Here is a 24,609-nt window from a genome sequence, read left to right on the forward strand (position 1 = left end):
TATCATAGACCATGATCGACAACGGACCAGCCAAGGTCCGGACCAATCGAAGCAGGATCCCGCGTCGTTCGACTAAACTCTTCTTCACGTACCGCGCTGTTCAAGCCGGCTTTGCCAGACAACCAGAGGATTCCATGGAAAAAACCAAGACCTTTCCGCTTCGCTATACGGCCTATGCACTGAGCATTATCGGTTTTGTCGTTTCCCTTGGTCTGGCCATAGCTCTGGATGCCGGTTATGTCTTTCCGTTGATATTCGGTGCTTTCGCGGCCCTGGGCACCTACGATCTGCTGCAGCGGAAGCACACAGTGAGCCGGAATTACCCCATCATGGCCAACTTCCGGTACCTGCTCGAATCCGTGGGGCCTGAAATCCGCCAATATTTCATCCAGTCAGACACTGAAGAGCGCCCATTCTCACGGGAACAGCGCACGATCGTGTATCAGCGCGCGAAGAATGTCCTCGACAAGCGCCCTTTCGGCTCCCAACTCGGCATGTATGAGGAAGGATTCGAGTGGATGAACCACTCGCTTGCTCCCACCCGACTGAGCGGCAGCGACTTCCGGATTCTGATCGGCAGGAATTGCGACAAGCCCTACAACGCAAGTGTATTCAACATTTCCGCCATGAGTTTCGGCTCACTCTCGGCCAACGCCATTCTCAGTCTGAACACAGGCGCCAGAATGGGCGGCTTCTATCACGATACCGGCGAAGGCTCCATTTCCCGCTACCACCGTCAACCCGGCGGCGACCTGGTCTGGGAGATCGGTTCCGGATATTTCGGCTGCCGCCACAAAAATGGTTCTTTCAACGAGGACATGTTCCGTCAGAATGCCACACTTGATCAGGTCAAAATGATAGAACTCAAACTATCCCAGGGCGCCAAGCCCGGTCATGGTGGCATCCTGCCAGGCGCTAAGGTGACGCCTGAGATCGCCGACGCACGAGGCGTTTCCGTTGGCGAGGATTGTGTCTCTCCTGCCAGCCATTCGGCGTTCTCAACACCAATAGAAATGCTGGAATTTATAGACCGGCTGCGTGAATTGTCTGGCGGCAAACCTGTAGGCTTCAAGCTCGCCATTGGTCACCCCTGGGAATGGTTCGCCATCGTCAAAGCCATGCTGGAAACCGGGCGAAAACCTGATTTTATCGTCGTTGATGGCGGCGAAGGCGGCACTGGCGCTGCGCCTCTGGAGTTTATCAACCGGCTCGGCATGCCGATGACGGAAGCGCTTTTGCTAGTTCACAACACCCTTGTTGGCACCAACCTTCGCGAAGACATTGCCATTGGAGCCGCAGGCAAGATTACCTCGGCCTTCAATATTGCCCGAACCCTGGCCTTGGGCGCCGACTGGTGCAATGCCGCTCGGGGCTATATGTTTGCGCTAGGCTGCATACAGGCGCTCAATTGCCATACCGGGCGCTGCCCCAGCGGGGTGGCCACCCAGGACCCCCGGCGCGGCAACAAGCTGGATGTGGAGCACAAGAGCCAGAGGGTGTACAACTACCACAAGAATACCCTGGATGCCCTGCAAAACCTGCTTGAGGCCTCAGGCCTGAGACATCCATCCGAACTCGGCCCCGAGCACATCGTACGGCGGGTTTCGAAAACAGAGGTACACTCCTACATGGACCTCTTTCCTTTCCTGGAACCGGGTGCCCTGCTTGAGGGGAAAACCGGACTGACGATCTTCGATAAATACTGGGAGGTCGCTCGGCCGGACACCTTCGAACCACCCGAATTTATCCTGAAACTCCGGGAAACCAAGCTACGCTAAAAAACGGGCATCAAAATCACCATCGGATGTTTATTTTTTCAATGGGCTCGTGTAGACTTCGCTCCCGCTAAGCCACTGAGAATACTCTCAAGTTTCTTCCGGTGGCAAAGAGCGAATCGGGGCGTAGCGCAGCTTGGTAGCGCACTTGCATGGGGTGCAAGGGGTCGTAGGTTCAAATCCTACCGTCCCGACCAGATTCCGACAAAAAGCCCGGGCCAAAGGTCCGGGCTTTTTGCTTCCTGGTTGCTTCCCGGGCTTACCGGGGAAACGAATCGGTGAACTCGATCTTTCCCCGGGCGAGCCTCAGCAGGCCTTTGCGTTCAAACTCTTTCAGCAGCCGGCTAACCACTTCCCTGGCGGTTCCCAACTCCACGGCGAGCTCCTGATGGGTAATCGTGATCACTCCCTGCCCGACCCTGGCCTCGAGCCACTGAAACAGCCGTTCATCCATGCGCCTGAACGCGACCTCTTCCACCAGTAACATCAGGTCATTCAAGCGGCGTCCGTAGGATTCCATAATGCCAAGCCGGAAATCAGCAGACTGGTCCATCAGCCGGTCAAACAACCCTCTGGGCACCATATACACTTCGGCATCATCCTCAACCACTGCTTCTGCGCGAAAGCCATCGCCTGTCATCAGGCACCCGATAGACAGTGTGCAAATTTCATCAGCCCCCATCCGATACAGCACGATGCTGTGACCGGACAGGCCGGTCATCTGAACCTTCACGCTTCCATTCAGTACCAGAGGGAGCCCCTGACAGGGATCCCCGGCCCGGAAAAGAATCTTTCCATGCTCGAAGTGAAGAGGCTGCAGGCCGCTCAGGGCTTCTCTGCGAAGAGGCCCAGGCAATGTTTCAAGAATGCTGTGCTGCAACATCGGCTTTTCCATAGGTCATTAGATTAACTTACCCGGCGGCCAGCCCTGTGTGACTTTATCACTGAACCTTCTGCGAGCAGACGTTAAAGTTCTTCCTGTCATCGCATATCAAGCAAGGAGAACGGATCATGAGCGTCAATATGGGATCTGCGGACCGTATCATTCGCGCCATTGTCGGCATTGTACTGCTGGCCCTCGTATTTGTGGGCCCACAAACCGCCTGGGGCTGGATCGGCATTATTCCTCTAGCTACCGCCGCAGTTGGCAACTGCCCTGCCTATTCCCTGCTGGGCATCAAGACCTGCAAAAAGCAGTAACCGTGCAGGCATAAAAAAACCGGGGCAGCTTTTCGCTATCCCGGTTTTTCTTCACAGCTTCGGAAGCACTATTTGACCGGCGCGTTGAGAACCTCGAGCACCTCTTCCAGCTCTGTAATCATCTGCCGGATCAGCTGCTTGTACTGGGAGGTATCGTCTTTCACCTCGTGACTGCTCAGCTTCTGCTTCGCACCACCGATAGTGTAGCCCTGGTCATAGAGCAGGCTACGAATCTGGCGGATGGTAATAACGTCCGCCCGTTGATAATACCGACGGTTGCCCCGACGCTTCACCGGCGACAGCTGCGGAAACTCCTGTTCCCAATACCGCAGTACGTGTGCTTTCACAGCACACAGCTCCGCTACCTCACCAATGGTGAAATAACGCTTCCCCGGAATGGTGGGAAGTTCGTTGTTATGACTGGGTTCCAGCATACGCTTCTACTTTTTGCTTTAGTTTTTGTCCCGGGCGAAACGTAACGACACGCCGTGCACTGATCGGAATCTCTTCACCGGTTTTCGGGTTCCGTCCCGGCCGCTGCTTCTTGTCCCGCAGATCGAAGTTACCGAAACCCGACAGCTTCACCTGTTCATTGTGGCTGAGAGCGCCTCTGATCTCATCGAAAAAAGCTTCTACCATTTCCTTGGCTTCGCGTTTGTTCAGGCCCAATTCCTCGTACAACCGCTCCGCCATTTCCGCTTTCGTCAAAGCCGCCATCTCTCAACTCCTCAGTGTTGCTCCCAGCTCTTCTTTCAATGCGTCGATCACACCGTTGAAGAGCGAATGCACTTCATCCTCGTTCAATGTACGTTCGGGGTGCTGCCAGAACAGACTCAGAGCCAGGCTTCGGTTACCCTCACCCAGACTCTCGCCCTCATAGACATCGAACGCACGCAACGCTGTCAGCTGCTCGCCGGCATGCTTTCTCGCTACACGCTCCACATCGGCGAACGCTACCTCGCTTCCGATAATAATAGCCAAATCCCGACGAACTTCCGGGAATTTTGAAATTTCTTTGAAATTAGGCACATATCCGGTAACGATTGAATTCAAGAATAGCTCAAACATCAGGATCGTGCCATTAAGTTCAAGATTTTTCTGAACTTGTGGATGCAGAGTCCCCAGCCAGCCCACGTGCTCGCCGTCACGCATGAGTTCCGCAGTCTGTCCCGGGTGCAGCGCAGGATGCTGGCTGCCAACAAAATGGATCTCAATGCCCAGCAGACTGAACAGACTCTCCAAATCCCCTTTTACATCATAGAAATCCGCGGTTCTGCGACCGTTTGCCCAGTTTTCTGGATACTGGCTGCCAACCACCACACCGGCCAGCATCGGTTGTTGATCAATCCGCTCGCCCTCCTGGAGGAAGCGCAGACCGGTTTCGAACAGACGTATGCGCGGCTGCTGGCGATTCTGGTTATGGGCCACGGTTTTCAGCAGGCCACTCCAGAGGCTGGTGCGCATCACCGACAGATCCGAGGAAATCGGATTAGCCAGCGCGATGCCCTGACGATCGGGATCCACCAGTTGCTGAACCTTCGGATCGACAAAGCTGTAGGTCACCGCCTCCTGGTACCCATGATCCACAAAAAAGTTGCGGATGGCCGAGACCGGGCGAACAGCCTCCTGCTCCGGGCGCAGACCGAGTGAGCCCGTAGGCTCGGTTACGGGCAGATTGTTGTAGCCATAAATTCGACCGACTTCCTCGATCAGGTCTTCTTCAATAGAGATATCCGGGCGGAAGCTGGGCACACTGACACGCCAGCCGTCTTTCAGGAGCTTTTCCACTCGCAGGCCGAGCCGGGTCAGGATCTCCTCGACGGTGGTGCGATCAATTTCCATACCCAGAACATCGTTAAGCCGGCGGGCTCGCAGGTCGACAACCCGATCCTCTGGAATATCCTCATCGCTGGCAACTTCGACGATTTCGCCAGGTTCACCACCAACGATGTCCATCAGCAACCGGGTGGCACGCTCCATCGCATCGCGCGCCAACTTGTAGTCAACACCTCGCTCGAACCGGTGCGATGCGTCAGTGTGCAAGCCATAGTGGCGAGCCTTGCCCGCCAGCGTAATCGGGTCGAAGTAAGCGGATTCCAGCACCAGGTCCCGCGTTTTCGGACTGACTCCGGAATGCTCACCGCCCATGACACCGGCAATGGCGATCGGCTTCTCATGGTCCGCAATCACCAGGGTTCCCTGGGTGAGCTCGACCTCCTGACCATCCAGCAGAACCAGCTTTTCACCAATTCGCGCCATACGGACAACGATCCCGCCCTGGATTTCGTCACGATCGAAGGCGTGCATGGGCTGGCCAAGTTCCAGCATGACGTAGTTGGTGACATCCACGGCGGCATCAATGGAGCGAATACCTGAACGGCGAAGTTTTTCCTGCATCCACAGGGGCGATTCCGCCTGCAGGTTCACATTGCGCAGAATACGGCCAAGATACCGCGGGCAGCCTGCCGGGGCTTCCACCCGGATATCAGGTACTTCAGAGTGCACCGATTCCACGGGCTCGATTGCCGGGCTGTTGACCAGCATGCTGTTCAGAACACCCACTTCACGGGCGATACCCTTGATAGACAGGCAGTCGGCGCGATTCGGAGTCAGATCCACATCAATTGTGACATCGTTCAGCTTCAGGTAATCGGCCACGTCCTGCCCCACCGGTGCGTCCGCCGGAAGCTCCATCAGGCCATCGTGATCATCGGAGAGCCCAAGCTCTGACTCGGAACAAAGCATGCCCTCAGAAGGCTGACCGCGAAGTTTGGCCTTCTTGATTTTGAAATCACCGGGCAAAACCGCACCCACCACGGCAAAAGGCACCTTCATACCTTCACGGACATTGGGAGCGCCACAGACCACCTGAACCTCGGAGGCACCATCACTGACCTGGCAAACCCGCAGCTTGTCTGCGTCAGGATGTGGCCCTACTGACTGAACTTCTCCAACGACCACGCCGCTGAATTGACCGGCCACCGGCTCGAAACCGTCCACTTCCAGACCTGCCATGGTGATCTGGTCCATTAATTCCTGGGTATCGATTTGCGGGTTTACCCACTCGCGCAGCCACTGTTCACTGAATTTCATGGTTATTGCCTTGTCCTGATGCGGTTATGCCTGTTTGATTGGATGCCGTGATCTTGCCGGTTAACGGAACTGTCGCAGGAAGCGCAGATCATTCTCGAAAAACATACGCAGATCGTTCACGCCGTAGCGAAGCATGGCCAGGCGCTCTACACCCATGCCAAATGCGAAGCCACGGTATTCCTCGGCATCGATTCCGCAATATTCAAACACCTTGGGATGCACCATTCCGCAGCCCATGACTTCAAGCCACTTGATGCTGCCATCGGCTTCCCGCCCCCATTCAATGTCCACTTCTGCGGAGGGCTCGGTAAACGGGAAATAGGAGGGCCGAAAACGGACCTGAAGGTCCCTCTCAAAGAACACTCGCAGGAATTCTTCAACAGTACTTTTGAGATCCGCGAAGCTGACATTTTTCTCGACCAGCAACCCCTCCACCTGGTGGAACATCGGGGTGTGCGTCATATCCGAATCACAGCGGTAAACCCGGCCTGGGCAGATCATCCGGAAGGGTGGCTTGCCCGCTTCCATGGTTCGAATCTGTACCGGCGAAGTGTGAGTTCGCAGCAGGGTGCCCGGATTGAAATAGAACGTATCGTGCATCGCGCGAGCCGGGTGGTGGCCAGGGATGTTGAGGGCCTCGAAGTTGTGGTAATCGTCTTCGATCTCGGGCCCCTGCTCGACGGTATAGCCGGCCCGGGCGAAGAAATGCTCGATCCGTTGCAGGGTACGGGTAACCGGGTGCAATCCGCCCAAGTCCTGACCACGGCCGGGCAGAGTCACATCAATGGATTCACTGGCAAGTTTCTGCTCGATTGCGGCACGCTCAAGATCGCTTCGCCGGGCATTGATGGCTTCTTCGACCTGCCCCTTGGCTTCATTGATTTTCTGGCCGGCGGCAGGGCGCTCCTCAGCAGAAAGCTTGCCCAGGGTTTTCGCCTGCTGGGTAATCACACCCTTCTTGCCAAGATACTCAACACGAATTTGATCAAGTGCCTGCAGGCTGTCGGCGCTATCAACTGCTGCCAGACCGTCCTGAACCAGTTGCTCCAGGTTTTCCATTGACCCTGCTCCAAACCAGAAATGGAAGTGCTTAAAAACGTAACTTCAAAAACAAAAATAGGGGAAGAGCGTGCCCTTCCCCTATCAGGAGGCGCCGTCATGAAATCATGAGACGCCCATATCGATCAGCAATCGATGAAAGAGCTAAGCGATCACAGGGACGCTTTGGCCTTCTCAACAACAGCGGCAAACGCCTGCTGCTCGTTCATGGCCAGATCGGCCAGAACCTTACGATCGATTTCAACGTTAGCCTTTTTCAGACCAGCGATCAGACGGCTGTAAGACAGACCGTTAGCGCGGGCACCAGCATTGATACGGGCAATCCACAGAGCGCGGAAAGCACGCTTGCGGTTACGACGGTCACGGTAAGCGTACTGACCGGCCTTGATAACCGCTTGCTTGGCTACACGGAATACCCGGCTACGAGCGCCGTAGTAACCTTTGGCCTGATTGAGAATCTTTTTGTGACGACGGCGTGCGACCACACCACGTTTTACACGAGCCATACTTTAATCCTTCTACCTGTACTTTCTAAGGAATGATTCTCGCGGCTGGATCAGCACGCGGTCATACGCTTGATAGATGCAACATCCGACTTGGCGATGAGCTTGGTGCCGCGCAGCTGACGCTTACGCTTTGGGCTCTTCTTGGTCAGGATGTGACTGGTGAAGGACTGCTTGTGCTTGAAGCCGGTGGCGGTTTTCTTGAACCGCTTGGTGGCTCCGCTTTTGGTTTTCATCTTAGGCATTTTTTAAAACTCCGCATTCTATTTTTAAATAAACAATAATGTGCCCCTGAACGACAAATCCCCCGCATGCGCGGGGGACCAGCACCCGATCAGGTTCACTTCTTCTTGCGGGGCGCCACAACCATGGTCATCTGCCGGCCTTCCATTTTCGGCCGCATCTCTACCTGGGCAAGCTCTTCAATATCTGCTTCTATGCGCTGCATGAGCTGCATACCAATTTCCTGGTGTGCCATCTCACGGCCACGGAAGCGGATAGTGATTTTGCCGCGGTCCCCGTTTTCAAGGAAACGTACCAGGTTGCGTAGTTTGACCTGATAATCCCCTTCTTCAGTTCCTGGTCGGAACTTAAGCTCTTTGACCTGCGTCTGCTTCTGCTTTTTCTTGGCAGCCGCCTTGGCCTTCTTCTCGTCGAAGATTTTCTTGCCGTAGTCCATTATCTTACAGACGATCGGATCGGAATCCGTAACCTGGACCAGGTCAAGAGATGCCTCTTCTGCTTGCTTGAGAGCATCCTCTATTGGTACTACACCGACCTGGTTGCCTTCTGCGTCAATCAGTCGGACTTCGGTTGCGTCAATATTCTCATTGATAGGCGCCTTTGGTGTGCGCCCACCCCGATTCGCTCGCTGTTTAATAATCAGATCTCCGTCTTTGTTTTGCCCTTGCGTTCAACATCTTCACTTAAGAGTTGCTCAAACGCTTCAAGCGATAAAGTTCCCAAATCTTCGCCCTTGCGGGTTCTCACCGCAACGGCGTTGTTGTCGACTTCTTTGTCACCGACAACGACAAGGTAGGGAACCTTGTTAAGAGTATGCTCGCGGATTTTAAAGCCGATCTTCTCGTTTCTCAAGTCAGCATTAACCCTATAGCCCAAAGAATCCCACTTTTTCGCCAGATTCTGACAATAATCACGCTGATTATCGGTGATATTGAGGATCGCCACCTGGGTCGGCGCCAGCCAGGTCGGGAATGCACCTTCGTATTCTTCGATCAGGATACCGATAAAACGTTCAAAGGATCCCAATACCGCCCTGTGCAGCATGACCGGGGTCTTCCGCTCGGAATTATCGGCAACATACTGCGCACCCAGACGACCCGGCATCGAGAAGTCCACCTGAATAGTGCCACACTGCCATACCCGTCCGATACAGTCTTTCAGCGAGAACTCGATCTTGGGCCCGTAGAAGGCGCCTTCGCCCGGCAGCAATTCCCAGTCTACCCCTTCGCGATTCAGCGCTTCTTCCAGAGCGGCTTCCGCCTTGTCCCAGACCTCATCGGAGCCAACCCGTTTTTCTGGACGGGTTGAGAGTTTGTACAGGATCTCGGTAAACCCGAAGTCTGTGTAGATCTCGTGCAGCATTTCAATAAATGCCGAGACTTCCTGCTGAATAGAATCTTCTTCGCAGAAAATGTGGGCATCATCCTGGGTAAAGCCCCGAACACGCATCAGTCCATGCAGCGCTCCGGAGGCCTCGTTCCGGTGGCAGGAGCCGAATTCTGCCAGTCTCAGGGGCAGATCCTTGTAGCTTTTCAGGCCCTGGTTGAAGACCTGCACGTGGCAGGGACAGTTCATGGGCTTGATGGCGTAGTCGTGCTTCTCCGACTCGGTGGTGAACATGTCGTCCTTGAACTTGTCCCAGTGCCCTGACTTCTCCCACAGGGTCCGCGACACCACCTGTGGCGTCTTGATCTCCTTGTAGCCATGCTCCTGCTGCTTGCGGCGCATGTATTGCTCAACTTCCTGATACAGCGACCAGCCATCCGGGTGCCAGAAAACCATGCCCGGCGCTTCTTCCTGCATATGGAACAAGCCAAGCTTCTTGCCGACCTTGCGGTGATCCCGCTTCTCGGCCTCTTCCAGACGGTGCAAATAGGCCTTGAGATCCTTCTTGTTACCCCAGGCGGTTCCGTACACGCGCTGAAGCTGCTCATTGCTGGTGTCGCCACGCCAATAGGCGCCGGCCACCTTGGTCAGTTTGAAGGCCTTCAGCTTGCCGGTGCTGGGAACGTGGGGACCGCGGCACAGGTCGATAAAATCGCCCTGACTGTAAAACGAAAGGTCCTCATCGCCGGGAATGTCCTGAATGATACGAACCTTGTATTCTTCGCCCATATCCTCAAAGAGCTTGATCGCCTCATCGCGGGACATGATGGAGCGAGAAACCGGCAAGTCCTGTTTGGAGAGCTCCTCCATCCGCTTCTCGATCCGCGCCAGATCCTCATTGGTGAACGGGCGGTCGTACTTGAAGTCGTAGTAGAAGCCATTGTCGATAACCGGGCCAATGGTGACCTGGGCCCCTGGAAACAGTTCCTGGACAGCCATGGCCATCAAGTGCGCCGTAGAATGGCGAATGATATCAACGCCCTCTTCATCACGCTCGGTGACAATCGCCAGCTCGGCATCGTTTTCGATGCGATAACTGGTGTCCACGAGCTGGCCATCTACCTTCCCGGCAAGGGCGGCTTTGGCAAGGCCAGCGCCGATATCGGCGGCGACATCATGAACGGTTACGGGTTCGGCAAAACTGCGATGGCTACCATCGGGCAGGGTTACGACGGGCATGAAAGGCTCCTGTTGGTTACTCAGCGGTGATCTATACCAGAGACCACATGGTGACGGCACGGCGCGATACAAACCGCGGGCCGTTTCGAGGCGAAGTCTAACAGAAAAAAACCCGGCAGGTTAATGCCGGGTTTGCACGGACAGGTGTGGCGTCAGGCTGGCTGGCCGGCGGCTTCCTCCCTGGCCCGCCGACGCAACTGGCCAAACGCCAGAAGGCCGAGTAACGCCAGTGCCGGAATGAACATCAACTCTTTTGGCGGCCGTTCCAGGTCAACCTGCACGGCATCGATGGTCCAGCCAAACTGGATTCCGGCATCCTCCGCCGGGCTACCGAAACCAACGAAGTCCACCGCCATCTTTTCGCCATCCGGGCTGAGCTCAAGGCCGGCGTCCATCAGGCGTTGCTCAGGCGTGTCACCAGCAGGAATCTCGAGCCTTACGTAGGTCGTCACCTCGTCGCCGTCAATCGTCATCCCGGAAGCCTTCAGGACAATCGGTTTGTCTGCCGGCACATCCTCAACATATTCCATGATCTCGGCGCCGGGCCGGTCTGCCGTGGGCGGGTAAACCATATCCCACCAGAAACCGGGGCGGAACATAGTGAACGTAATCAGCAGCAACAACAGCGATTCCCACTTGTAGCTCTTGGTAAACCAGAACCCCTGCGTGGCCGCGGAAAAGACCAACATCGCGGTGACTGCACTGGCGATCGTAACCAGCAGGTCAAACCATCCGGTCAGGCCAATGAGCAACAACTGGGTGTTGAAAATAAACATGAACGGGAGGATCGCCGTGCGGATGTCGTAGGTGAAGCCCTGGATACCCGTTCGTATAGGATCGGCTCCGGATATGGCAGCGGCGGCATAAGCCGCCAACCCCACGGGCGGGGTATCGTCCGCCAGAATGCCGAAGTAGAACACGAACAGGTGCACCGCAATCAGCGGCACGATCAGCCCATTCTGGGCGCCCAGAGTGACGATTACCGGCGCCATCAGCGTGGACACAACGATGTAGTTGGCAGTGGTCGGCAGACCCATGCCGAGGATCAGGCTGATAATGGCCGTGAAGATCAGCATCAGCAGCAGGTTGCCCCCAGACAGAAACTCTACAAATTCGGTCATCACCAGTCCGATACCTGTCAGGGTAACCGTACCCACCACGATACCGGCGGTGGCGGTGGCCACGCCGATACCCACCATGTTCCGGGCACCAGTGGCAAGCGAATGCGCAAGATCGAATGCGCCGTCCTTAAAGGCAGTTAGGAAGTTGCCGTGCTTGTAGAAGAAGGCCTTCAACGGTCGCTGTGTAACGACGATGAAAATCATGAACAGCGTCGCCCAGAACGCCGACAGCTGGGGCGAGAAACGCTCAACCGTAAGACACCACACGAGCACCACTACGGGCAGAAGGAAGTACAGCCCGGTCTTCACAGTCGGACCAACCGGCGGCAAGTCACCCATCTCCTTTTCCGGATCATCTTCCTCGAGTTCCGGGAATCGGGTGGCATAGCCAACCAGGCCGATATAGATCAGCACCAGCAAAGGCGCCAACACCCAGATCGCCGCTTCACCGAAAAGCGTCTTCGTCCAGCCGATCCCGTAATACACCACCAGGGTCAGCACACTCAGGCCAATGAGAATAACGACCCAGTTCAGCATCCGCTGGGCAAGAGTCGGCTTGTTGAGAGGCTCAATGCCCTGCATGTTCAGCTTGCAGGCCTCAAGGTGCACGATATAAATCAGTGCCACGTAGGAAATCATCGCCGGCAGGATGGCGTGCTTGATGACTTCCAGGTAGGAGATACCTACGTATTCGACCATCAGGAAAGCGGCCGCGCCCATGATCGGAGGTGTCAGCTGGCCGTTAGTGGATGCGGCCACTTCCACTGCGCCGGCCTTGGTGGCCGGAAAACCAACTCGCTTCATCAGCGGAATGGTGAACGTGCCGGTAGTGACGACGTTGGCAATAGACGAACCGGAAATAACGCCGCTCAAACCACTGGAAACCACGGCAGCTTTGGCGGGACCACCACGCATATGTCCCAACATGGCATAAGCGACTTTAATAAAGTAGTTACCGGCGCCAGCTCTCTCGAGCAGCGCACCGAACAACACGAAGAGGAAAACGAAGCTCGTGGAAACCCCGAGCGCAACGCCAAACACACCCTCGGTACCGAGCCACTGGTGCGACGCCAATTTACTCAGACTTACACCTTTGTGGGCAATCACATCCGGCATGTAGGGGCCGGCAATTGAATAAGTAATAAAGACAGCGGCGACAATGGTCAGTGGCAACCCCAGTGCGCGACGGGTCGCTTCCAGCAACAGCACGAGCCCGACCAGCGCAACCCACAGATCCTGGGTGATAGGCGCTCCGGGGCGTGTCGAAAGCTCTTGATAAAAAACGTAAAGATAGGAGGCGCAGAAAGCGGCAGCGAGCGCCAGAATCCAGTCGTAGATGGGCACGACATTCACGTGCCGCCCCTTGATCATGGGGAAGGCCGAAAACGCCAGGAAAACCGCAAACGCAAGATGGATAGAACGCGCTTCCGTGGAATTGAAGATGGCAAAATTGAAAATGTAAGGGAGCGGTGACGCAATCCAGAGCTGAAACAACGACCACACCAGGGGAACGATAAACAGAATAACTGCGGCATACCCGCTGGTCGCCCTGCCCCCGGTTTCAGTCTGCAGGATCTCGTCTACATTATTACCACCACCAGCACCAGCTCCGTTAGCCGGATCGCTCGTCGCCATAAGTTAGTCCCGTAACGTGAGAGGTGAGTCTCTGAAAGGAAGACTCAGCAGGCCGAAGCCCGCTGAGTCCAAGTGCAGACAGATCAGTCGATCAGGCCAGCTTCCTTGTAGTACTTGGCAGCACCCGGGTGCAGAGGCGCACTCAGGGCATCAGAGACCATTTCTTCCTTGTTCAGGTTGGCAAACGCCGGATGCAGACGCTTGAAGCTGTCGAAATTCTCGAAGACAGCCTTCACAACGGCGTAAACAACATCATCGGGCACATCAGTGGATGAGACGAAGGTTGCTGCAACGCCGAAGGTGGTAACGTCGTTGTCACTGCCACGATACATACCGCCAGGAATAACCGCTTTCCTGTAGTACGGGTTCTCGTCAATCAGCTTCTCGGTAGCGGCGTTGTCAACGTTAACCAGAACACTGTCACAGGAAGTCGTCGCTTCCTTGATGGCACCGGAGGGGTGACCAACGGTGTAGAAGAAGGCATCAATATTGCCATCACAAAGAGCCTGGGACTGCTCTGCAGCCTTGATTTCGGCAGCCAGAGAGAATTTGTCCAGCGTCCAGCCCATCTCATCCATCAGGACTTCAGCGGTGGCACGCTGACCCGAACCAGGGTTACCGACGGATACGCGCTTGCCTTCCAGGTCTTCAAAAGACTTGATCCCTGAGCCCTTGCTGGCAACAACGGTGAATGGCTCCGGATGCAGTGAAAAGACCGCGCGAAGATCTTTGTTGGCGCCGTCGTCCTTGAACTGGCTGGTGCCGTTGTAGGCGTGGTACTGCCAGTCAGACTGGGCCACTGCCAGATCAAGCTCGCCCTGACGGATTGCGTTCAGGTTGTAGACGGAACCACCGGTACTCTCGACAGAGCAGCGAATACCGTGCTCTTTACGGTCCATGTTCACCAGACGACAGATCGCGCCGCCAGCCGGATAATAAACGCCGGTTACACCGCCGGTGCCGATGGTTACAAAGCGCTGCTCCTGAGCGGAAACGGAGGTGGAAGCAGCACCCAGGCTGACTGCAGCAGCGACAGCGAATGCGGAGGCTTTGAGTTTCAGTGTCATGTGAGTTCTTCCTTTTTCTGATCGTTATAATCAACTGCCTGTTTGTTTCCACAGACAGACATCATGGTCGTCTTAGAACATAGACCACTTCACACCATAAATAAAGTATGGATTAGCTCGCTAACCGGTTGACCAGACAACAAAAAAGCCCGCAACGCGGGCTTTTTTGCAGGTCGGTGCGAATGTTATTTCGCAGCTCGAGCTTTGGCAAGCATCTGATCCGGCCGCAGCAGGAACCGGGCCAGAGCCGGCAATAGCCAGATGGCTCCCACCATGTTCCAGAGGAACATGAAGAACAGCAGGAAGCCCATGTCGGCCTGGAACTTGATGGGCGAGAATATCCAGGTGACAACACCCAGACCCAGAGTCACACCGGTAAACATAACCGCCTTACCAGTGGAGCGCAGGGTCTCGTAGTAAGCCTCCTGAAGGGTTTTGCCCTCAAGCAGGTATTTCTCAAGCTTGCTGTAGATATAAATGCCGTAGTCGACACCTATACCGACACCCAGGGCGATAACCGGCAGGGTCGCCACTTTGATACCAATGCCGGACACCGCCATGATCGCCTCACACAGGATCGAAGTCAGTCCCAGAGGTATCACGATACACAGCACCGCACGCATCGAACGGAACGTCGCGAAGCAAAGCAAACTCACCACACTGTAAACGAGGATCAGCATCTTATCCTTGGCGCCGGAGATAACCTCGTTGGTAGCAGCCTCGACACCGGCGTTACCCGCCGCCAGCAGGAACCTGTGCTCATCAGTACTGTTCTTCTCCGCAAACTGTTCGACGCGCTCAACGACGGTTTCCAGGGTTTCTGCCTTGTGATCCTCAAGGAATACCAACACCGGAGTCAGGCTGCAGTCAGTATTAATCAACCCGGCAGGTGCCTCACGAATCGACGCATTGATGATGGTCTGGTTGCGGGAGATTTCATACCACTTCCAGTTGCCCTCGTTCAGCGCCTTGGTCACCATCTTGGAAACATCAGCAAGTGATACCGAAGACTGCACGCCCGGCGTGTTTTGAAGCTCCCATTGCAGAGTATCCATGGCCCGCAGCACATTGTACTGAGTGCATTGCTCTTCCGGCGTCTTGACCATCACCACCAATACATCCGCACTGGTCGAGTAATTATTGATGATGTAGGCATTGTCCTTGTTATAACGGGAGTCCGCTCGCAGCTCGGGTGCACCCTGATCCAGATCCCCAATCTTGAGATTTTGCTTATAGTAAAGACCAAGACCAAGGCCAATCACCGCTATGAGAAGCGATATCGGCGCAACGCCCGGATGGGAGAAGTAGGACAGAACACGCCATTTCCGATCCTGTTTTTCGCCGTGATTCTGCACGTGACGGATACCCCCCTTGGAGATACCGACGTAAGACATTATCAGTACATGCAACACCAGGTTAGTGAAGATCACGAACGCCACACCAATACCTGCGGCAACAGCCAGGTCCCGGATAACGTCGATCTCGATAAAGAACAGGGTCAGGAAGCCAAAGGCATCCGAAATCAGAGCCAGCATGCCCGGTATGTATAGAGCGCGGAAAGCCAGGCGCGCGGCAGTCACCGCATCAAAGCCCTTGGCAGCCTCAACGGCCATGGCATTCACAATCTGAACGCCGTGACTGATGCCGATGGCAAACACCAGGAAGGGTACCAGCACCGAATACGGGTCAAGACCATAGCCCAGAAGCCGAAGAGTTCCCAGCTGCAGGAAAACCGCAATGATTGAGGTGAAGACGGGAACCAGGGTGCCGGCAATAGCCCGCGAGTACCAGAACAACAGCAGCGTGGTCAGCAGGATGGTAATCCCTGCAAACCAGGCGATAGAACCTATCCCCTCAATCAGATCGCCGACCTTCTTGGCAAAGCCGACGATATGAATCTGGATGTTCGGATTCTGTTCTTCGTACTTGTCCCGAATCTTTTCTTCAAGCTGACGGGAAAATTCGCCGTAGTCCAGAGCCTCACCGGTTTCCGGATTTTTCTCGTAGAGCGGTGCGTAAACGATCGTTGATTTGAAGTTATCAGAGATCAGGCGCCCGACTTCGTTAGAACGAAGAACGTTCTGGCGAAGTTTCTCTAGACTGTCCCGGGAGCCGTCATAGCCGTCCGGTATGACAGTGCCACCCTGAAAACCCTGTTCGGTTACCTCAACCCAGCGGACATTCGACGTCCAGAGGGATTTGAGACCCGAACGATCCACGCCGTTGAGATAGAAAACCTCGTCGGTGATTTGCTTCAGGGTTTCCATGTACTCCTGGGTGAAAATATCGCCCTCTTCTACCTCGACGGCGATACGAACGAAGTTACCGAGGTTTTCAAGATCATCCCGGTGCTCAAGCATATTTACAATGTAGGGATGCTCAAGCGGAATCATCCGCTCGAAGCTGGCATCCGGCTGGATCTTGACGGCGTTATAACCCAGAAACAGCGTCAATACGGCGAAGACGACAAGAATGATTGGCCGATTATTGAAGATCAGCCTTTCGAGAAAGGGTTCAGCCTTGGGCGTGGTCAGATAGTGCTCGCCCTTGTCATGCTTAGGGTTGGACATTCAAAAGCCCCTCTATTGTTCGTTCGGTTGTTGCCACATCAGGGCGTTATTGAAGGTTTCTTCCACGGGCGTCTGTGATTTTTACGCCACCTTCGCCGACAATCAGCAGGTCTGTTCCTGAAATAGGCACCGCGCTCATGACACCTTCACGATCACTTCGGAAATGCTCGCGGAAGGTTTCGGCGCCATTGGTGCTCATCAGTACCGCACCACTATTACCTACCAGGGTGATCCGACCATCTTCAGAAACGACGCCGTCGTTGAGCGTAGTCCCGGCTGAATTGGGAACCATCCGCCAGCTTCTGCCGAGGTCTGAAGAGAACAGCATGTTGCCACGAAGGCCGAAGGCGAGAATCTCGTTCACCTGGCCTGTACCGATCACACCGAACAGGGAGCCCTCATAAGGCGCCTCACGACGCTCAAAGGTCTCACCACCGTCTACAGAGACATGTATCTGACCGGCTTCACCAACGACCACCAGGGCACCACCCGTGATCTGGGTAATGCCATTGAGATGGAAGTTCTGCCGGTTATCAATTCTTGGCGCCCAGTCTTTCCAGGTCTCACCGCCGTCCAAGGTGCGCAGGAACATACCGTAAGCGCCCACCACAAAACCGCGGTTCTCGTTTTCAAACCAGACATCCAGCAGCGGGTTAACTGGACCAATGTCCATGTCCGCCTGAATGTTCTCAAGGGCAAAGTAAAGGTCGTCCAGCGCCCACTCGAGATCTTCTTTCTCTTCTTCAGGCGCTTCTTCGATCCTCTCCTGCATGGCGGCAATCTGCTCTTCCCGGCTCTCAATGGCCAGTTCCATGGCGCGGATGCCATCAATCTGAAGGCTCCAGGTGGCCCCGGCATCACTGGTATGAAGAACAACGCCGCTGTGGCCCACTGCCCAGCCATGGCTGTCGGAGCCAAAATCGATCCCTGTCAGGGTCACAGAAACAGGTACCTCACCCTGAACCCAGGTTTTCCCCTCATCATCCGAGTAAATGATATGGCCGCGTTCTCCCACGGCCACAATGCGATCTCCAACCCGGGTCGCATCGGTGAGAAGATTTTCCGGGGCCAGATCCGTCGGCCGGGCCGGGGTTTCGATGATATCTGCAAGCGCAAACGCTGCAGGGGCAGACCAGACCATGGAAAGTCCAAGGCAGGCAGCGCCCAGAGTCTTGCACATCAACCTTTTAGCCATTCAGATTGCCTATTATGTTGTATTGAACTGTGTCTCTGACCGGCAAAGCCGGGAATAACTGTAAACATACCGGCAACCTTACGGTTGCCGGTATGTCGGGTCGCCACTTCCTGTGGGCGGGGACGCATCCCTCGGCCAACAGTGCGTTAGCGAACACTCCTGCGGCGCAGGGAAGCCGGCGAGAAGTAACGCTTGTTCGGGACCTCGTCGGTGAACACGCGGGTATTGGCCTCTTCTGTGTCCAGGCCGAGTACGTGATAACGACGGGCCTGAAGGTCATGATAGACGTCAAGAACCGTCCACACACCCGGAAGTTCATAATAATTTTTTGGAAGCCCCATCGTCACACGCCAGAGTTCGCCGCGACCGTCGTATTGATCCAGCAGAACCGTGTTCCAGCTGTCCTCGTCGATGTAGAAGCGGCGCTTGCCGTAGATATGGCGCTCACCGTCTTTCAGCGTGGCTTCAACCACGTGCACACGATGAAGTTCCCAACGGGTGAGATCCGGATTCAGATGGGAAATACCCAGGATTTCCTCGTAAGGAAGGCCTTTTTCCCCAATTCGGTAATTGTTGTACGGGATGTAGATTTCCCGCTTGCCTTCGTAATTCCAGTTATAGCGATCCAGGGCCCCGTTGAAGATGTCGGTATCGTCCGCAGTCCGGAGGTTGTCAGCCGCTGCAATCGGGGAATCGTACCCGAGGTTTGGCGCCCGGCGTACCCGACGCTGGCCGGCGTTGTAGCCCCAGCCATTGCGGGGATTGATGATCTGGTTCAGGGTCTCATGAATCAGAATCGCACCACCGGCAAGACGGGGTGGTGACTGGGTAAACGACAGGTAGTAGAAGATCACATTATCCAGATCCTCTTCACCACCTTCCGGGTTGTAAAAGTTGAAGAAGGCTTCCTGCTGGGAAGTAACCAGCGAATAGTCGCCGTTGGTCTGGACCGCCACCTCACTGGAGCGCCGGGTAACAGACACGCCGCGCCAGCGGGTCAGATGGTTCCAGACCGCCTGCCAGGCCTTCTGCTCGTCGTTGCCGTGGAGGATCGGAAACGGATAGCCGCCAAAGGCTCCATCCAGGCCTTCGCCCTGGCCGACGATTTCTGCGTTTACGGCGTTTTCACGGGTATTCTCAGCCACCCAATCGGGAACCGCGTGGGTACGACGGGACTGGTAAACGGGCACCCGGAATGTGGTCGGGTAGGTTTCGAGCATCGCCTTCACACCATCAGTGAGGTACTCCTCATACTGATCCATGTTGGCAGGCGTGATGGTAAACAGGACTTCATCATCCGGGAACGGATTGATGTGATGCTGCCCGCTGCCCTCATAGCCGGGAGGCGGCTCTGTCAGCCCTCCGGTCCAGGCCGGGATGGTGCCGGCACTGTTTCCGGCCTTGGGCGAGCCAAAGGGTGTCAACTCCTGGCCCAGACGGGCCGCTTCACTGGCGGAGACCGCCGCCCACGCAGGCGCTGATGCCACGGAGAGAGCCAGCAGGCCGCCGAGAATCGCATTTTTGTTATACATCATTGTGAAACCTTAAGTGCGTCTGGAAGCCTCTGCGGAGGCTTTTTTATTGTCGTCTGATGGAATTACAGACGTTATTCCAGATTACCCGATCCCAGACTAAAGTCTATCGACCGAAAGTGCGATTTTGTATCTGACTTCACTCCGCAAGGCTCTTGTGCACCACCTCATAAACGTCCCGGGACAATCCGGATTTGTCGCGAATCCGCTCCAGAGCGGATTTCATCTGAGCGCTGTACGCGAACGCAAACTTTCTCCATCGGGTGAGCGGCGTCACCAGGCGCGCGGCAATCTGCGGGTTGCTGTCATCCAAGCGACAGACCTGGTCCGCCAGAAATTCGTAACCAGAGCCGTCCGGATTGTGGAACGCAGCCAGATTCTGGCCCGCAAACGCTCCCACCACGGAGCGAATCTTGTTGGGGTTTTTCCAGTCGAACGCCGGATGCTCCAGAAGTTTACGGATGTCCGACAGCTGCCCGGCCTGGTCACTGGCCGCCTGCACGGAGAACCACTGCTCAACAACCTGCGGATCGTCCTGGAACCGATCGTAGAAGTCATCCAGCGCCTGCTGGCGATCAGCCTCAAAGCCTGAATTGACCAGCGCCCGCAAGGCACCCATGCGATCGGTCATATTGTCTGCATCGTTCAACTGGCTGACCGCCAGAGTCCGACCGTCCTCATCATTGATCAACAGCAACCAGGCCAGCGCGGTATTGCGCAGGCTGCGACGAGCAATAGCCTCGGGCGTTATCTCGTAGGGGCCACTGCCCTGATGCCGCTGATAACAGGCAAGCAGCTCGCCCTTCAGGGCTCCGGCCAGGTGCCGGAGCACCGCGTCACGGGCACGGTGGATGGCTGGCACATCGGCGTTTTCGGAAAGCTCAATCAGGTACGCTTCTGAAGGAAGCTGCAGCATTTTTGCCACCAGGGCCTGATCCAGATCGGCGTCGGAAATCAGTTTGCGATAGGCCTCCACCAGTCTTGGCTCGATTTCCGTATCGTCCGGCGCACCGACTAGCGATTGAATAACATCGACCGCCAGTCTCTGTCCCGCATCCCAACGATTAAATCCGTCCGGGTCGTGGCTCATCAGGAAGAGCAGCTGCTCGCGGGTCCAGTTGTAGCGAACCCGAACCGGCGCCGAGAAGTGGCGCAAAAGTGATGGCACGGGTCTGGACTCGACGCCATGGAATTCGAAAGTGTGGACGGCTTCGGTCAGCTCAAGCACCCGCTCCATCGGCGCACCCGAATATCCGGATTCAAGCTGAAGCGCCAGAGGTTGGCCATCCTTCCCTAGCAGCCCAAGCGCAAACGGAATGTGCTGCGGCTTTTTGTTGGTCTGTCCCGGGGTATCCGGAATGCTCTGCTCAATAGTAAGGCGATAGACACCTTTCCCGGCGTCATAGTCATCCGAAACATTCAGCACCGGCGTACCGGCCTGCTCGTACCAGAGGCGGAACTGGCCCAGGTCACGACCGGAAGCATCCTCCATGGCTTTTACAAAGTCATCGGTTGTTACTGCCTGGCCATCATGACGCTCAAAATACAGATCACTGCCCTTACGGAACATGTCCGGCCCCAGCAGGGTGTGGATCATGCGCACGACTTCTGCACCCTTTTCGTAAATGGTCAGGGTGTAGAAGTTGGAGATTTCCATGTAGGAAGCCGGCCGCACCGGATGCGCCATGGGGCCTCCGTCTTCAGCAAACTGGGCCGTACGCAGCAGGGTCACATCCTCAATCCGCTTGACTGTCGGAGAGCCCATGTCTGCTGAGAACTGGGAATCCCGGAATACCGTGAAGCCCTCTTTCAGGCTGAGCTGGAACCAGTCGCGGCAGGTAACCCGGTTGCCGGACCAGTTATGGAAATATTCGTGGGCAACGATGGCCTCGATACGCTGGAATGCCATGTCCGTCGCGGTTTCCTGGCTGGCCAGCACACAGGAGGAGTTGAAGATGTTGAGGCCCTTGTTCTCCATGGCGCCCATGTTGAAGTCGTCCACCGCCACAATCATGAAGATATCGAGGTCGTACTCACGACCATAGACTTCCTCATCCCAGCGCATGGACCGCTTCAGGGAGTCCATGGCGTGATCGCACTTCTCGGCATTGCGGGGCTCCACGTACATGCGCAGATCAATGTCACGCCCCGAGCACGTGGAAAAGGTATCCCGTTTCTCTACCAGGTCTCCGGCCACCAGGGCGAAGAGGTAGCAGGGCTTGGGGAACGGGTCTTCCCAGGTGACAAAATGCCGGCCGTTTTCCAGCTCGCCTTTCTCGACATCGTTGCCGTTGGACAGGAGCACCGGATAGGCGTCCCTGTTGGCCTCAATGCGAGTGCGGAAACGGGCCATCACGTCTGGACGGTCCGGGAAAAACGTGATGCAGCGGAATCCCTCAGCCTCGCACTGGGTACAAAACATGCCCGAGGATTTATACAGCCCCTCCAGACGGGTGTTGTTTTGGGGTTCTATCCACGTCACCACGGTCAAAGAGAACTGCTCCGGAACCGACCGGACCACAAGCTGGTCGCCCCGGTCCTCATAGTCACCCTCTGCCAGCTCGGCGCCATCCAGGGTGACGGATTCCAGCGTCAGACTGTCGCCATCGAGCTCCAGGGGCGCAGACACTTCACCAGATTCCGGATTGCGGCGAACCTCAAGCGTGCTGTGCACACGCGCCCCGTCTTCAAAAAGCTCGAAGCGCAGGTCTACAGTGTCGACCAGATACGCAGGTACCTTGTAATCGCTCAGATAAATGGTCTGTGGCTGGCTGGTACGCATTGGTTTTCTCCAGAGTTCGCGGCCTGCAGGTGCGTATATTCAGCACCCGCCGACATGAAAAGATGAGCCGGGCAAGGCGCTGTCAGCCTTCCATGACCCGGAAACGGACTTCATAACCGGTGAATTTCCGAATGTTGATCACACCGGTATCCAGGATTAGGTACTGCCCCTTTATGCCCTCGAGGACGCCCTCCACCTCCGGCGTTTTGTCGAGGTTATGAGTTTTGATCTTTTCTGGCCAGACCTTGACGGGATAGCTCAGGCCAAGACCCTGTTCGTCGACTTCCCGGATCGAATCCTGACCATGGGCTTGCCGTAGCGCCTCAAGATCGTCAGCGATCAGCCCGAGCATGCGCTGACGCTCTTCTGCCAGGTCCAGCTCGGGAACATCGCCCTTGAGCATGGCCCGCCAGTTGGTCCGGTCAGCGACATGGGCCTTGCAGGCAACTTCGACCAGCCCGGCAATATACCGCGTCGCAACTCGAACCATCGGTATGGCGTCTACTGCCCCCTGATCGATCCAGCGTGTTGGCACCTGGGATCCACGGGTAATGCCAACCTTCAATCCGGAGGAGTTGGCCAGATACACCACGTGTTCCACCATGCAATGGGTTTCTCCCCACTCCGGCTCCCGGCAGGTACCAAGGTGATAGTGGCACTTCTCCGGACTCATGATGCAACTGTCACAGACCGCCAGCTTACGAAAACAGGGAAAACAGAAGCCCTGATTGAAGCTCTTGTTGGTTTTCCGGTCGCAGTGGATGCACCGGATCACGCCATCGAAATCCAGACGCAGCGGCCGGCCAATCAAGTCGTTCAGAGGAATGCGGGTGTCGCCCACAGCAATGGAGTACGCCACCGGATCACCCGCCTCCACCGGCATTTTGCGCAGCCTGCCGGTGACATCAATCAGTTCGCTCAAGACTTGACCTCAACATACTGGTCTGGATCGACGTCGCCTTTACCCTGCGTGCGCTGAACCGACGGATCACAGGCGGTCCCCGCCTTGCTGCCCCGATCGAGGTAGCCGGTGCGCTCCTCTTCGGGAATGTTGTGCAGGTTCTCGTAGTAGATCACCGCCTCCAGGCTGATTTCACGCTGTTCGGGCGTCAGTTTACGGCCATCTGGCCATTTACCGAGTTCAATTGACTGCCGGAGACTCCGGTAGACATTGGGATCCAGTCGCTCGATCAGTTCTTCGTAGGTCATCCCGCTCTCCTGAAAAAACGTTCATAAAAAATGTGGCGGAACCGTTTGACAGAATCAAACGATAATGATTATCATTACTTCACCAAATGACGACGGTCGTATCATTTGGCCTCTCTCATCAGGAGCTTAAAGCTCTTTTAACGCCCCGCCTCTGGCGGGGCTTTTTTATGCCCCCCGCCTCCGTCTTACGGGCAAAACCACGGCAAGGGCCAGTCCGGCAATAAACCCTCCCAGGTGCGCTTCATTGGCCATACGCCCGAGCCCGATCATTTCGGGAAGTGGCGTAAACCCGATCACCATCCATGCAACTGCGAAGGTAACCAGTGCCGGCGGAAACTGGAACCTCGGTGCAGATCGCTGGCTAAGCCAGCAATAGCCCAGAATCCCATAAACCACTCCGGATAGCCCACCGAAAAGGGGCCCGGAAACAAAATACTGCAAGCCGTTCGAGATCAGGCTGGTAATCACAAACAGAGTGATCAATCGCGCTCGACCATCGAACCATTCGATCTGGCTGCCCAGAAACCAGAGCATGACGGAATTGAATATGATGTGGGTCCAACTGAAATGCAGAAAATCGGGTGTCAGCAGCCGCCAGATCTGGCCACTGGCCAGGGTGGCGGTTAACGCGTCAATACGACCGGCCATGGTGCTCCAGTCATAATCCCGTGGATCAATCACCATCAGGCTGGCCGCCAGTTCATTCTGGCCCATGGCCGTGAGCCAGACCATGGCCACAGCAAACACAATGATACCGAGCACCAGCGGCGCATGTCGCGGTGAAGGCTGCCAGCGCCCGCCAACAAATACCGGCGACCGGTTCTGCCGATCCACAGCCTCCCTGATTTCCGGTTCCGCCATGAAGCGATCCAGGGCAGAAAGCACGGGTTCAGCGTGGGCAGGGTCTTCCAGCCAGAGCACCTGGAATCCCCCTTCTTCGGTAATCTGGTGGGTCACACCCTGGCCGTTCAGCCAACGACTGAAGCCGGCCAGGTTCACCGTGGTATCCAACTGCTTGACTCGGTACACCGCTTACTCCGCCTCTGGAAATGGTTCAGCT

The 24,609-nt window shown here is 55.9% G+C and carries 20 protein-coding genes and 1 tRNA gene; 3 read left to right on the plus strand and 18 right to left on the minus strand.

The genetic code is table 11. The features are described 5' to 3' along the window. The first annotated feature begins 134 nt into the window (after positions 1 to 134). Together KEHDKFFH_RS18010 and KEHDKFFH_RS18015 are read left to right on the plus strand one after the other, a co-directional pair. On the plus strand, positions 135 to 1,778 hold the full coding sequence (locus tag KEHDKFFH_RS18010) for an FMN-binding glutamate synthase family protein (RefSeq protein WP_104323190.1): 1,644 nt from the start codon (positions 135 to 137) through the stop codon (positions 1,776 to 1,778). 117 nt (positions 1,779 to 1,895) lie between these two features. Continuing rightward, positions 1,896 to 1,972 (plus strand) — tRNA-Pro (locus KEHDKFFH_RS18015). A 62-nt stretch (positions 1,973 to 2,034) separates the two neighbouring features. Here KEHDKFFH_RS18015 and KEHDKFFH_RS18020 read toward each other — a convergent pair. Beyond that, on the minus strand, positions 2,035 to 2,658 hold the full coding sequence (locus KEHDKFFH_RS18020; protein WP_104323191.1) for a Crp/Fnr family transcriptional regulator: 624 nt from the start codon (positions 2,656 to 2,658) through the stop codon (positions 2,035 to 2,037). A gap of 128 nt (positions 2,659 to 2,786) precedes the next feature. Here KEHDKFFH_RS18020 and KEHDKFFH_RS18025 point away from each other — a divergent pair, with 128 nt between their 5' ends. Further along, the gene (locus tag KEHDKFFH_RS18025; protein ID WP_104323192.1) at positions 2,787 to 2,975 is read left to right on the plus strand and encodes a YgaP family membrane protein; all 189 of its coding nucleotides are present in this window, start codon (positions 2,787 to 2,789) and stop codon (positions 2,973 to 2,975) included. 68 nt (positions 2,976 to 3,043) lie between these two features. Here the strand turns inward: KEHDKFFH_RS18025 and KEHDKFFH_RS18030 are convergent, their stop codons facing one another. The 17 genes from KEHDKFFH_RS18030 to KEHDKFFH_RS18110 form a co-directional block, all read right to left on the minus strand. After that, the gene (locus KEHDKFFH_RS18030) at positions 3,044 to 3,409 is read right to left on the minus strand and encodes a MerR family transcriptional regulator (RefSeq protein ID WP_008170477.1); all 366 of its coding nucleotides are present in this window, start codon (positions 3,407 to 3,409) and stop codon (positions 3,044 to 3,046) included. After that, entirely contained in the window at positions 3,390 to 3,692 is a 303-nt protein-coding gene (gene ihfA / locus KEHDKFFH_RS18035) for an integration host factor subunit alpha (RefSeq protein WP_007151838.1), read from the minus strand. The genes KEHDKFFH_RS18030 and ihfA overlap by 20 nt, the downstream gene beginning before the upstream one ends. A gap of 3 nt (positions 3,693 to 3,695) precedes the next feature. Beyond that, positions 3,696 to 6,068 (minus strand): phenylalanine--tRNA ligase subunit beta, encoded by a 2,373-nt coding sequence (pheT, locus tag KEHDKFFH_RS18040; protein WP_104323193.1) that lies wholly within the window; start codon positions 6,066 to 6,068, stop codon positions 3,696 to 3,698. A 60-nt stretch (positions 6,069 to 6,128) separates the two neighbouring features. Next, the gene (gene pheS / locus KEHDKFFH_RS18045; protein ID WP_104323194.1) at positions 6,129 to 7,127 is read right to left on the minus strand and encodes a phenylalanine--tRNA ligase subunit alpha; all 999 of its coding nucleotides are present in this window, start codon (positions 7,125 to 7,127) and stop codon (positions 6,129 to 6,131) included. Positions 7,128 to 7,279: 152 nt separating this feature from the next. Next, positions 7,280 to 7,633: a 50S ribosomal protein L20 gene (rplT, locus tag KEHDKFFH_RS18050; protein ID WP_008170485.1), complete on the minus strand. Its 354-nt coding sequence runs from the start codon at positions 7,631 to 7,633 to the stop codon at positions 7,280 to 7,282. Between the two features lie 50 nt (positions 7,634 to 7,683). Continuing rightward, positions 7,684 to 7,875 carry a 50S ribosomal protein L35 gene (gene rpmI / locus KEHDKFFH_RS18055; RefSeq protein ID WP_007151842.1) on the minus strand — a complete coding sequence of 64 codons (192 nt, stop codon included), beginning with the start codon at positions 7,873 to 7,875 and terminating at the stop codon, positions 7,684 to 7,686. A gap of 95 nt (positions 7,876 to 7,970) precedes the next feature. Continuing rightward, entirely contained in the window at positions 7,971 to 8,516 is a 546-nt protein-coding gene (gene infC / locus KEHDKFFH_RS18060) for a translation initiation factor IF-3 (protein WP_075267677.1), read from the minus strand. Next, complete coding sequence (gene thrS, locus KEHDKFFH_RS18065; RefSeq protein WP_104323195.1) at positions 8,513 to 10,438, minus strand: threonine--tRNA ligase; 1,926 nt, start codon at positions 10,436 to 10,438, stop codon at positions 8,513 to 8,515. The genes infC and thrS overlap by 4 nt, the downstream gene beginning before the upstream one ends. Positions 10,439 to 10,590: 152 nt before the next feature. Further along, on the minus strand, positions 10,591 to 13,194 hold the full coding sequence (locus tag KEHDKFFH_RS18070; protein WP_104323196.1) for a TRAP transporter permease: 2,604 nt from the start codon (positions 13,192 to 13,194) through the stop codon (positions 10,591 to 10,593). Between the two features lie 83 nt (positions 13,195 to 13,277). Further along, the gene (locus KEHDKFFH_RS18075; protein ID WP_104323197.1) at positions 13,278 to 14,261 is read right to left on the minus strand and encodes a TAXI family TRAP transporter solute-binding subunit; all 984 of its coding nucleotides are present in this window, start codon (positions 14,259 to 14,261) and stop codon (positions 13,278 to 13,280) included. A gap of 185 nt (positions 14,262 to 14,446) precedes the next feature. Further along, the gene (locus KEHDKFFH_RS18080) at positions 14,447 to 16,831 is read right to left on the minus strand and encodes an efflux RND transporter permease subunit (RefSeq protein ID WP_104323198.1); all 2,385 of its coding nucleotides are present in this window, start codon (positions 16,829 to 16,831) and stop codon (positions 14,447 to 14,449) included. Positions 16,832 to 16,877: 46 nt separating this feature from the next. After that, complete coding sequence (locus tag KEHDKFFH_RS18085; RefSeq protein WP_241956554.1) at positions 16,878 to 18,026, minus strand: WD40/YVTN/BNR-like repeat-containing protein; 1,149 nt, start codon at positions 18,024 to 18,026, stop codon at positions 16,878 to 16,880. Between the two features lie 146 nt (positions 18,027 to 18,172). Continuing rightward, positions 18,173 to 19,561, minus strand: coding sequence for a DUF1329 domain-containing protein (locus tag KEHDKFFH_RS18090; RefSeq protein WP_104323200.1), 1,389 nt, complete (start codon positions 19,559 to 19,561; stop codon positions 18,173 to 18,175). Between the two features lie 136 nt (positions 19,562 to 19,697). Further along, positions 19,698 to 22,340 carry an aminopeptidase N gene (pepN, locus tag KEHDKFFH_RS18095; RefSeq protein ID WP_104323201.1) on the minus strand — a complete coding sequence of 881 codons (2,643 nt, stop codon included), beginning with the start codon at positions 22,338 to 22,340 and terminating at the stop codon, positions 19,698 to 19,700. Positions 22,341 to 22,422: 82 nt separating this feature from the next. Beyond that, positions 22,423 to 23,262 (minus strand): DUF2797 domain-containing protein, encoded by an 840-nt coding sequence (locus KEHDKFFH_RS18100; RefSeq protein WP_104323202.1) that lies wholly within the window; start codon positions 23,260 to 23,262, stop codon positions 22,423 to 22,425. Then, complete coding sequence (locus tag KEHDKFFH_RS18105; RefSeq protein ID WP_104323203.1) at positions 23,259 to 23,549, minus strand: YeaC family protein; 291 nt, start codon at positions 23,547 to 23,549, stop codon at positions 23,259 to 23,261. The genes KEHDKFFH_RS18100 and KEHDKFFH_RS18105 overlap by 4 nt, the downstream gene beginning before the upstream one ends. 165 nt (positions 23,550 to 23,714) lie before the next feature. Further along, entirely contained in the window at positions 23,715 to 24,578 is an 864-nt protein-coding gene (locus KEHDKFFH_RS18110) for a rhomboid family intramembrane serine protease (RefSeq protein WP_104323204.1), read from the minus strand. Positions 24,579 to 24,609 lie beyond the last annotated feature (31 nt).

It is taken from the genome of Marinobacter maroccanus, assembly GCF_002933275.1.
Classification (GTDB): Bacteria; Pseudomonadota; Gammaproteobacteria; order Pseudomonadales; family Oleiphilaceae; genus Marinobacter; species Marinobacter maroccanus.

Excerpts from the sequence above, each read along its gene's own strand:
- KEHDKFFH_RS18070 (WP_104323196.1), bottom strand. The coding sequence starts at position 13,194 with ATGGCGACGAGCGATCCGGCTAACGGAGCTGGTGCTGGTGGTGGTAAT.
- KEHDKFFH_RS18030 (WP_008170477.1), bottom strand. The coding sequence starts at position 3,409 with ATGCTGGAACCCAGTCATAACAACGAACTTCCCACCATTCCGGGGAAG.
- thrS (WP_104323195.1), bottom strand. The coding sequence starts at position 10,438 with ATGCCCGTCGTAACCCTGCCCGATGGTAGCCATCGCAGTTTTGCCGAA.
- KEHDKFFH_RS18090 (WP_104323200.1), bottom strand. The coding sequence starts at position 19,561 with ATGATGTATAACAAAAATGCGATTCTCGGCGGCCTGCTGGCTCTCTCC.
- KEHDKFFH_RS18025 (WP_104323192.1), top strand. The coding sequence starts at position 2,787 with ATGAGCGTCAATATGGGATCTGCGGACCGTATCATTCGCGCCATTGTC.
- KEHDKFFH_RS18010 (WP_104323190.1), top strand. The coding sequence starts at position 135 with ATGGAAAAAACCAAGACCTTTCCGCTTCGCTATACGGCCTATGCACTG.
- pheT (WP_104323193.1), bottom strand. The coding sequence starts at position 6,068 with ATGAAATTCAGTGAACAGTGGCTGCGCGAGTGGGTAAACCCGCAAATC.
- KEHDKFFH_RS18080 (WP_104323198.1), bottom strand. The coding sequence starts at position 16,831 with ATGTCCAACCCTAAGCATGACAAGGGCGAGCACTATCTGACCACGCCC.
- KEHDKFFH_RS18020 (WP_104323191.1), bottom strand. The coding sequence starts at position 2,658 with ATGTTGCAGCACAGCATTCTTGAAACATTGCCTGGGCCTCTTCGCAGA.
- KEHDKFFH_RS18075 (WP_104323197.1), bottom strand. The coding sequence starts at position 14,261 with ATGACACTGAAACTCAAAGCCTCCGCATTCGCTGTCGCTGCTGCAGTC.
- pheS (WP_104323194.1), bottom strand. The coding sequence starts at position 7,127 with ATGGAAAACCTGGAGCAACTGGTTCAGGACGGTCTGGCAGCAGTTGAT.
- ihfA (WP_007151838.1), bottom strand. The coding sequence starts at position 3,692 with ATGGCGGCTTTGACGAAAGCGGAAATGGCGGAGCGGTTGTACGAGGAA.
- KEHDKFFH_RS18105 (WP_104323203.1), bottom strand. The coding sequence starts at position 23,549 with ATGACCTACGAAGAACTGATCGAGCGACTGGATCCCAATGTCTACCGG.
- rplT (WP_008170485.1), bottom strand. The coding sequence starts at position 7,633 with ATGGCTCGTGTAAAACGTGGTGTGGTCGCACGCCGTCGTCACAAAAAG.
- KEHDKFFH_RS18085 (WP_241956554.1), bottom strand. The coding sequence starts at position 18,026 with ATGGCTAAAAGGTTGATGTGCAAGACTCTGGGCGCTGCCTGCCTTGGA.
- rpmI (WP_007151842.1), bottom strand. The coding sequence starts at position 7,875 with ATGCCTAAGATGAAAACCAAAAGCGGAGCCACCAAGCGGTTCAAGAAA.
- pepN (WP_104323201.1), bottom strand. The coding sequence starts at position 22,340 with ATGCGTACCAGCCAGCCACAGACCATTTATCTGAGCGATTACAAGGTA.